This is a genomic window from Methanocalculus sp. (assembly GCF_029762515.1).
Taxonomy (GTDB): Archaea; Halobacteriota; Methanomicrobia; order Methanomicrobiales; family Methanocorpusculaceae; genus Methanocalculus.
This window is the reverse complement of record NZ_JARVGN010000032.1, coordinates 1-9,747: the sequence shown is the minus strand read 5'-3', so window position 1 is coordinate 9,747 and position 9,747 is coordinate 1. Positions and strand designations below refer to the sequence as shown.

Sequence of the window (9,747 nt, the reverse complement as noted above, 5' to 3'; positions counted from 1 at the left end):
TGTTTTATTATCGCACTACTGAAGCTGAAAGAGAGTGGGGTGACGCTTTCTGATCTGGAGAGCCTGAAGAACCCGGTGTTGATATATCCAGCGCTTGCGGGATTTGCGTTTCTCCTTGGCTTTTACAATATGACAACGATGGTGATGTTTGGTTTCATCGTTGCTGTCTATACACTTGTGCAGATGATCCTGGATCATATACGAAAGCAGCAATCTGACTATCTCGTGCTGACGAACTGTGTCACGTTCCTGGTGGTTATTCTTGGGATTATTCCGTTTGGGCTTAAATTACCGGGTTTCTCTGTTGGGAGTTATAGTCCCGGGAGCATCATAGTCTATAGTCTTATTATCATCGGAACGCTCCTCCTCTATGGCATCTCCCGCTATCTGGCAGATCACCCTTGGTATTATTATCCGGGAGCACTTGCAGGGGTATCAATTGGTTCTTTTATTCTTGGTCTTTTGGTATTGCCTACGCTTGTTGGCGGGTATATCAGCCAGTTCACAGCCGTCTTTGGATTGCAGGCTGTGGTACTCACCGTCCAGGAGGCGATGCCCTGGCGACTTGAGATGGCAGTCTCCACGTTCAGCTGGGGCTGGATTCTTGTCGCTGGCGGTGTGGTCTATCTTCTCTATCGGATATGGAAACAGAATGACGCTCCTGCCCTCTTTACCCTCATCTGGTTTATCCTGATCTTCCTTGCAACCACACGCCAGCTCAGGTTTGAGTATTATCTTGCATCAAATATTGCGCTGATGGCCGCCCTGGCAGTTGGTGGTGCAATGCAGTTTGGGGGGCGTGATCTCCTCAGGCTCACTGGAATCGAGAGGTTTCTGGCACCTAAGGAGCAGGCTGTTTCACCAGAACCGTCTCCCGAGGTCCTGGAAGATGTGGGGCAGAAAGGGAAGAAGCAGAAGAAGCCACAGAAGAAAGTTACCAAAGTCGAAAGCCCAAGCCCTGCACGCTCAGGTCTTCTCGTGGTGACGGTTGCTCTTGCGCTTCTCTTTGGATGGTCCGGCTTGTCTGCGAATATTGCCCTTGGATCACATCTCGATGGGGGCATGAATGCCGACTGGAAAGCGGCGCTTCAATGGCTGGGGGAGAACTCGCCTGATCCGGGTGTTGATTATTATGAGATCTTTGATACTCCCCAGATGCGTGGTGTGTATGAGTACCCCCCTGAGGCATATGGTGTCCTCTCGTGGTGGGATTATGGCCATTGGATTACCTTTGTCTCAAAGCGGATACCACATGCAAATCCGTTCCAGCGTGGAGCGACAACGTCCGCTCAGCTCTTCATGGAGACAGATGGGGATGCTGCAACCGTGATGCTGGAAGAACTTGGTATCAGGTATATTATCACCGATATTGAGATGACGACAGGCAAGTTCTGGGCGATGGCGACCTGGTTTGATCCGGTTAATGCAACTGATCACTTCCAGACGGTAATGCTGTACCAGGAGTCACAGGACAGTCAGATGCTGACTCCGGTCAATCTCTATCGCCAGAGTTACTACCAGACGATGATCCAGCGTCTCCACGTCTTCGATGGTTCAGCCAGAGATCCGGGCGAGGTATGGGTTATTACATCAATCCCAGCATCATTGGCAGGAGTGACTGGCAGCCCCTATCCGGTGATTGCTGGTGGAGAAACCTTTGCTTCAGCTGTTGAGGCTCAGGCGTATATTGAGGAGTATAAAATGAGCGCACCTGCCGGGCACAGGGCAGATATTCTCTCTCCTGAAATGTTCATTCCATCAACTGAACTGGATGCCCTTCGACATATACGCCTTGTCTATGAGTCGCCGACAAACATGGTCTCCGATGGCGGTGATATCAGGTACGTAAAGATCTTTGAAGTTGTGCCTGGTGCAACGGTGCAGGGAGACGGAATGATCGAGGTGCCGATCAAGACAAACACCGGCAGGACATTCACCTATCGACAGGAGAGTAGGGATGGGTTCTTTGTGCTGCCATATCCGACCGAGGCCGGGCCGGATGATGTGGTTGTGGCAACTGGGCCTTATAGAATTGTTGAGACGGGGCAGGAGATTTCTGTGCCGTACCAAGCGGTGATGGAGGGGCTGAGGATCTGAAGGGGGGTGTCTTTCGACAATCCTTGTATTTTTTTTCTTATTGAATAACTAGATACGTCTGTCCATCAAACAATTCGGAAGAAACGAGGATCATCCGTGTCGGTCATCAGAAACGCAGTCCACATTCTCTACTATCTCTTTGGCCCCTTCAAGAAGATGCTCGCACTGTATCTTCTGGCGGTGATTGCACTTGCGGGGCTGGAGGTTTTCCGGGTCTCTCTGGTGTACCCGATCATTAACTACGGGCTTGATGTTGAGAACCAGCACAGGCTGCTTGATACGTTCTTTGACCTGATCCTGCCTGCATCAATGCATCCTTTCCTCGCCTCGGCACTGTTGCTGCTTCTGACTACAGCATTTATCGCCGGTTTTTATGGGATTGTTGCCTACTCGGGGGCGTATGTCTTTGCCACAGTCCGTGTCTCCCTTGATCGGCAGATCTTCTATCGGCTGATGGGCAATGATTACAGCTATTTTGCAGCAAAGAAACAGGGTGATCTGCTGTATATAGGACAGGGTGCGGTGAATGAGGCCGCTGGGGCGATTGGTGCTTTCATGGAATTCATTAAGAACTCTCTGATGGCGCTCCTCTACTTCCTCTTCATCGTCTATCTATCTGTCTGGCTTGCCGTTGCACTCATCATTCTTGGCTTTGTCTATGCATTAATTATCAGGCAGCAGCTTTTCACCAGGATTTATCGGAACAGCTCAATATTAAATAAAGCCTACATGGAGAAGTCTGTTGCGTACCAAGAGTTTATCTCCGGAATTAAGACGATCTTCATCACCGGATCGATCCCCTTCTGGAAAGTGAAGTATGATGTTGCTGTTTTGAAGCTGAAGCAGGCTTACACCTTTGTAGGTGCTCTTGGAAAGCTTCCATCCATCATCAATGACTTCATCATGTTCTCGGTTATTGCACTTGGTGCGGTTGTGCTGTATGTCTCGACAGAGGGGGATTTCCTCTCGTATATTGGTCTTTTTGGAACATTCATGCTTGCATTATATCGTCTTGTTCCTACTGCAACCCAGGCGCAGACCAATTTGACGGCAATGGTGCAGACTCTCCCAGCACTTGAGCTTGTGTATGGTGAGCTGATAAGCCAAGAGAGTGAGAAGGAGAAGAAGAAGGCAAAGATTGATGGCAAGCCCTTCATATTTGAAGATACTATAGCATTTCAGGGAGTGACCTTCCATTACCCCGGGGCTTCAAACAACATTATCTGCGATCTCTCATTCGAGGTTCCGAAGAACACCTCTGTTGCAATCGTCGGGGACTCCGGATCAGGCAAGACAACGATTGCAAACCTCCTTGCGCTCCTCTATAATCCGGATTGCGGGGTGATATCGTTTGATGGTGTTGATGTAACAGAGTTCGACACCACCAGCTACCTACGTTCCCTTGGGTATATTGGCCAGGAGACCTTCATCTACAATGATTCTATCAAGGAGAATATCCGGTTTGGCCTTGACTGCACCGATGAGGAGATCATCGAGGCGGCCCGGCGTGCTGATGCCCATTCATTCATCATGGCAACCGATCATGGCTATGATACGATCATAGGCGACCAGGGGATGAAGCTCTCCGGGGGGCAGCGGCAGCGGGTTGCGATCGCGCGAATTATTCTGCGGAACCCGGAGATCCTGTTGTTGGATGAGGCGACCAGTTCGCTTGATAATATCTCCGAGAAGAAGATTATAGACTCAATAAATAAGCTCTCTGAGCAGATGACAGTGATTACTATTGCACACCGGCTCACCACGATTCAGAATGCGGATGTGATCTATGTGCTGAGAAAGGGTCGGATCATTGAGAGAGGAACCCACGAGGTGCTGCTTGAATTGAAGGGGGAGTATTATCAGTTGTATCTTGGGCAGGACAAAGAGGATAGGGGAGATAATGTTATGAGTGAGTTGGTTGAAGAAGATAGATCGGCATAAACGTAAAAGGTGCTTTTTCATTAGATTATTAGTAATGTCGAAAAATCACCCTCAAAGTAAAGTAGTGGCCTTATAAGATTATATTGGAGAATATTATGGCAGGAACAAAAAAATGTATTGTAACCGGTGGTGCGGGTTTCATCGGCAGTAATCTTGTTGATGCATTAGTTGATCAGGGACACACAGTCACAGTCCTTGATAACTTCTCCACTGGGAGGCCGGAAAACCTTTCACATCATTTAAAAAATCCTATATTAAGCCTCATTGAGGCTGATATTTCGAACATATCAGATATAGAGGAGTATTTCAAAGGGGTTGACTGGGTTTTCCATCTTGCAGCACTCGCTGATATTGTCCCCTCCATTGTCCATCCTATGCAGTATCATCTATCAAATGTTGATGGGACTATTGCAGTTTTGGAAGCTTCGAGAAAAGCTGAAGTGAAGCGTTTTGTCTATGCTGCATCATCATCCTGTTATGGATTGCCGGATGTTTTTCCCACACCAGAAACTGCACCGATCCGTCCAATGTACCCCTATGCATTGACGAAGAACGTTGGTGAGCAGTATGTGCTTCACTGGAATAATCTCTACAATCTACCTTGTGTCTCCCTTCGCCTTTTTAATGTGTATGGTCCACGTGCGCGGACAACCGGCACATATGGTGCGGTATTTGGAGTTTTTCTGGCACAAAAACTGGCTGGAAAACCATACACCGTTGTTGGAGATGGTAATCAGACCCGGGATTTCACTTATGTCACTGATGTTGCTGATGCGTTTATCAAAGCAGCAGAATCGGAGATCAGTGGGGAGATTTTTAACGTCGGTTCTGGTGGTACCTATAGTATCAATGAACTTGTGGGGCATCTCGGCGGTCCTGTTGATTATATCCCAAAACGCCCGGGAGAGCCGGATTGCACGTTTGCAGATATCTCCAAGATAACAAAACAGCTGGGTTGGACGCCGCAGATAACGTTTCCGAAAGGTGTAGAGCAGATGCTCAGGCATATTGATGACTGGCGGGATGCGCCTCTATGGGAAAGACAGAGTATCGCAGAAGCAACAAAAGACTGGTTCAAATATCTTGGAAAAGAACAATAATAAGCTATTGTGGGGTGACGCATCTTCATGACGACACAAAAACAAAAAATCATTAATATTGATGATCTTGCAGAATTACTCCCGGAAATAAAAAAGGATAACAAAATTGTATTATGTCATGGTGTATTTGATCTCCTCCATATCGGGCATATAAAATATCTTGAGAGTGCCAAGACCGCAGGTGATGTCCTTGTTGTGACTGTAACGCCTGATAAATATGTTAATAAAGGCCCTGATCGCCCTGCATTCACGGAGAGTTTACGGTGCGAAGCAATAGCTGCGCTTGAGGTTGTTGATTATGTCGCGCTGAATAAATGGCCAACAGCTGTTGAAACCATCAATCTATTAAAGCCTGATATTTATGCAAAGGGTTCAGAATATAAAGTTTCCGAGAATGATCTGACTGGTATGATCGTTGAAGAACAACGGGCATTGCAGGAGAATGGAGGATCAATGCACTTCACCGATGATATCGTGTTCAGTTCGACGAAGCTCCTCAATCAATTCTCAGCTGATTATCCTGAAGAAACACGAAAGTTCTTTCAAACAGTCATTGTGGAACATGGGGAAAAAGAAGTCCTTGGAATTATCGATCGAGCACAATCTCTCAAAGTTTTAGTCCTCGGTGAGGCCATCCTTGATGAATATAATTATTGTGAAATGATTGGCATTGCTTCAAAAGATCCAGCAATTGCCGTCAAATACCTTTCTCACGAGCGGTTTTGCGGGGGGATTCTTGCAGTTGCAAATAATGTTGCCGGTTTCTGTGATACTGTCGATCTCATCGCAATGGTTGGAGAGAATGAGACTGAAGAACACTTTATCAGGGAACACCTATCTCAAAAAGTAAACCCTACTTTCTTCTATAAAAGAGCATCTCCCACTATTATTAAAAAGAGATTTGTTGCTGAGGGAACGGTTATCCAGAAGATGTTTGAGGTTCACAATATCAATACCCAGGATCTGGATGAATCTGAGGAAAAAACGTTGCAGGAAATGATTTTTTCTCGGATTAAGGACTATGATCTTGTGCTTGTCGTTGATTTTGGCCATGGATTTATATCACGCAACACTGCTCGAATGATTTCCGAAAATGCCACATTCTTAGCGGTCAATACTCAGGCAAACTCTGGAAACAAGGGATTTAATGTTATCTCAAAGTACCCCTCGGCTGATTTTATCTGCCTTAATGATCTTGAGATTCGACTTGAAGAGAGGCATCATCCGGGCACGGTTTTTGATATGGTGAAAAGTGTATCAGAAAAATTATCGTGTCCTCTTACAATTGTAACCCAGGGAAAGGAAGGGTGTATCTGTTATAATGGTGAAAGCATGTTGACTATACCTGCATTTGCCAAGAAGGTTGTAGATCGAATTGGTTCTGGTGATGCGATGATTGCGCTAGCGTCTCTTTGTGCAGTTCAGCGGGCTTCATTACAGATTACCGGTATGGTTGGTAATGCTGCTGCTTCTGTTGCGGTATCAACAGTTGGTCACAGAAGTTCGATTGAGAAGATAGCGTTCAAAAAATACTTATCGGTCTTACTCAAATAGTATACAAGATTTTTATCATGATGCCTTTTGATGAATATTTACACAAACTACATTCGTATCTGGGAAGTTTACTTATTACAGACAGCAACGGGAATGTTCTGGATGCTGAGGATGGTTTCCATCTGATTACTTCCTTTCTTCAGCGAGTCAAGGCAGATCGTAGGAAAGTGATGATCATTGGTAACGGGGGCAGTGCAGCTATTGCCAGCCATCTCCAGAATGATCTCTGCAAAGCAGGTGGGATTCGTGCAATGGTATTTACTGAACCCCCTCTCTTAACTGCACTCTCAAATGATATCAGCTATATCGCTGCATATCGTGAGCTGGTCAACCTCTGGGTTGATAAGGGTGATATGCTGATTGCTATCAGCAGTTCTGGTCGGTCACAAAATATTCTTGATGCAGTTAGCGCTGCCCGTCATGCCGGATGCAGTTCAATCATCACTCTCTCAGGTTTCCATCCTGAAAATTCCCTCCGGGAAATGGGTAATCTGAACTGTTATATTGAATCAAATGAATATGGATATGTAGAGCTGGCACATTCGGTTATTGCTCACTATATTTCAGATCAAATAAAAAATTAATGATCTTTCATTTGATATAAGAGTGATTATTGGAATGATTATGGGTCTCGAAAAAAACCTAAGAGAATACAAGATATCATTCACATCACATAATACCTTTCAAAGAGGTTTCTTCCATGGAGATAGATGTCGACAGTCACAAATTAATATATCATCCTGAAAGGGTTGCTGAATGGAGGGAAGAAGGGGATTGCTTTCCAATATATGTAGAGATTGGTGTTACCAACCGTTGTAACCACCGCTGTATTTTCTGCGCACTGGATTGGTTTGAGAAGAAACCTGTTGATATTGATCCTGTTGTTTTGAAGCATGCTCTGCATGATATGGCTGAATGCGGCGTGAAGTCTGTGATGTTTGCTGGTGAGGGTGAGCCATTGTTGCATCCTGATATCTGTGAATGCGTTGAATATTCACGCAAAGAAGGCCTGGATGTTGCTCTATCCACCAATGGTGTACTATTTAATCGTGAGAAATGCGAACGTATTCTTCCTGCACTCTCATGGATTCGTTTCAGTGTCGATGCGGGGTCCTCAGAGGTGCATAAAAAAGTCCATCTTGGAGGATCAAAGGATTTCGATCGGATCATAGCCAATATCAAAGAGGCAGTGGCAATCAAGAGGCAGAACAATCTGCCTGTGGTTATCGGAGTACAATATTTGCTGATTCCCGCTAATCTTGATGATCTCCTCTCCTTTATTGAAATTTTTAAGGATATTGGTGTTGATAACGTCCAGATTAAACCTTATTCCCAGCATCCACTCAGTAAAAACCGCTTTGTAATTACATACGCTGACTACCAACATCTTGAAGAGGATATCAGAAATTATGGCACACCAGAATTCCAGGTCATATTCAGATCACAAACTGCAGAGCGACTTATGAAAAAAAGGGAATATGATAAATGTTATGGTTTATCTTATTACACACTTATTGAATCAGATGGATCAATTATTCCCTGTAATTTATTCCATAAAAATGAAGATTTTACTTATGGAAACCTGAATCATGAATCATTCTCAAACATATGGTGTGGAGAGAGAAGAAAGACTGTTCTTAAGCAATTCACAAAAGAGCAAATTATGGGATGCAGGGATGGTTGCCGGCTGGATGCCATCAATCGATATCTTGCGGAGTTGCAGAATCCACATCCGCATGTAAATTTTATTTGAGATTCATATGACCCCAGACAGTTCAGATAGCATGAGAGATGAGATCCCTCTTCTAGCACTCTCAAGGCAAATACGTGCTGAGATCATTGAGACGGCATATAAAACAGAGACGATACATATCGGCGGCTGCCTTTCTTGTGTTGATATTCTTATTGCCCTCTATTATGGGGTTTTATCATTGCGGCCGGATGAACCTGACTGGCCGGATCGTGACAGGTTTATTCTGAGCAAGGGACATGCAGCCCTTGCACTCTATACTGTTCTTGCCCACCGCGGTTTCTTTCCTATTGAGCAGGTAGCTACCTTCAATGAAGAGAGAAGCTGTTTCACCGAACATCCGGTATGGAAAAACCTCCCCGGAATTGAAGCAACATCAGGGTCACTTGGCCATGGTCTTAGTATCGGAATTGGGATGGCAGTGGCAGCTAATCTCTCAAAAAGATTATACAGAACATTCGTTCTTATGAGCGACGGTGAGTGTGACGAAGGATCTGTATGGGAGGGGGCACTCTTTGCACCGGCACACCGGCTGAAGAATCTTGTTGTAATTGTTGATTATAACAAATGGCAGGCCTGTGGCCGGACCTGTGAGATCATGGATCTCTCCCCATTAAAAGAAAAATTTTCTGCATTTGGATGGGATGCTTATGAGGTGGATGGGCATGATATTGGTTCGATGATCTCATTGATGAAGACGGCACTTCGATCACCTGATCGACCTATTGCAATTATCGCCCATACCATAAAAGGAAAAGGGGTTTCTTTTATGGAAGATGATAATAACTGGCATTATCGCATCCCCTCTGCAGAAGATGTAATGAAAGCACATATGGAGTTGAAAGTCGAATGAGAGATGCATTTGCAACGGAGCTGACCGAGCTTGCAGGTAGCGACCCCCGTATTGTTCTCCTTATGGGTGATATCGGAAACCATATGTTCGATCACTTTAAGGACTTGTATCCCACCCGATTTTTCAACTGCGGTATTGCAGAAGCGAACATGATCAGTGTCGCTGCAGGCCTTGCAATGAGTGGTTTCCGCCCCTTTGTCTATACATTCTCGGCATTTGATATTGCCCGCTCCTTTGAACAGGTGAGGGTTGATCTTGCCTTCCAGAATCTTCCTGTAACGATTATTGGACTTGGTGGTGGCCTGACCTATTCGTCACTTGGACCTACGCATTATATCTGTGAAGATCTGGCAATCGCACGGGCACTTCCCAATATGACTGTTGTCTGTCCGGCAGATGCGATAGAGACGAGGCTGGCAGTTAGGGAGGCCCCCGAATTAGGCGGCCCGGTT

Annotated in this window: 8 protein-coding genes; all 8 read left to right on the top strand. The window is 45.5% G+C overall.

The genetic code is table 11. The annotated features are described in order from the left end of the window. The coding region (locus QCH34_RS02055) for an oligosaccharyl transferase, archaeosortase A system-associated (RefSeq protein ID WP_300329251.1) at positions 1–2,097 on the top strand (2,097 nt) is incomplete at its 5' end. Between the two features lie 96 nt (positions 2,098–2,193). Continuing rightward, complete coding sequence (locus QCH34_RS02050) at positions 2,194–4,038, top strand: ABC transporter ATP-binding protein (RefSeq protein WP_300329247.1); 1,845 nt, start codon at positions 2,194–2,196, stop codon at positions 4,036–4,038. A 95-nt stretch (positions 4,039–4,133) separates the two neighbouring features. Then, on the top strand, positions 4,134–5,138 hold the full coding sequence (locus QCH34_RS02045) for an SDR family oxidoreductase (protein ID WP_300329244.1): 1,005 nt from the start codon (positions 4,134–4,136) through the stop codon (positions 5,136–5,138). Between the two features lie 27 nt (positions 5,139–5,165). Beyond that, complete coding sequence (locus tag QCH34_RS02040) at positions 5,166–6,692, top strand: PfkB family carbohydrate kinase (protein WP_300329241.1); 1,527 nt, start codon at positions 5,166–5,168, stop codon at positions 6,690–6,692. A gap of 17 nt (positions 6,693–6,709) precedes the next feature. Beyond that, positions 6,710–7,276: an SIS domain-containing protein gene (locus QCH34_RS02035; protein ID WP_300329238.1), complete on the top strand. Its 567-nt coding sequence runs from the start codon at positions 6,710–6,712 to the stop codon at positions 7,274–7,276. Positions 7,277–7,392: 116 nt separating this feature from the next. After that, on the top strand, positions 7,393–8,445 hold the full coding sequence (locus QCH34_RS02030; RefSeq protein WP_300329235.1) for a radical SAM protein: 1,053 nt from the start codon (positions 7,393–7,395) through the stop codon (positions 8,443–8,445). 7 nt (positions 8,446–8,452) lie between these two features. Then, positions 8,453–9,295 carry a transketolase gene (locus tag QCH34_RS02025; RefSeq protein WP_300329232.1) on the top strand — a complete coding sequence of 281 codons (843 nt, stop codon included), beginning with the start codon at positions 8,453–8,455 and terminating at the stop codon, positions 9,293–9,295. Continuing rightward, the coding region (locus QCH34_RS02020) for a hypothetical protein (protein WP_366898214.1) at positions 9,292–9,747 on the top strand (456 nt) is incomplete at its 3' end. The genes QCH34_RS02025 and QCH34_RS02020, both read left to right, overlap by 4 nt.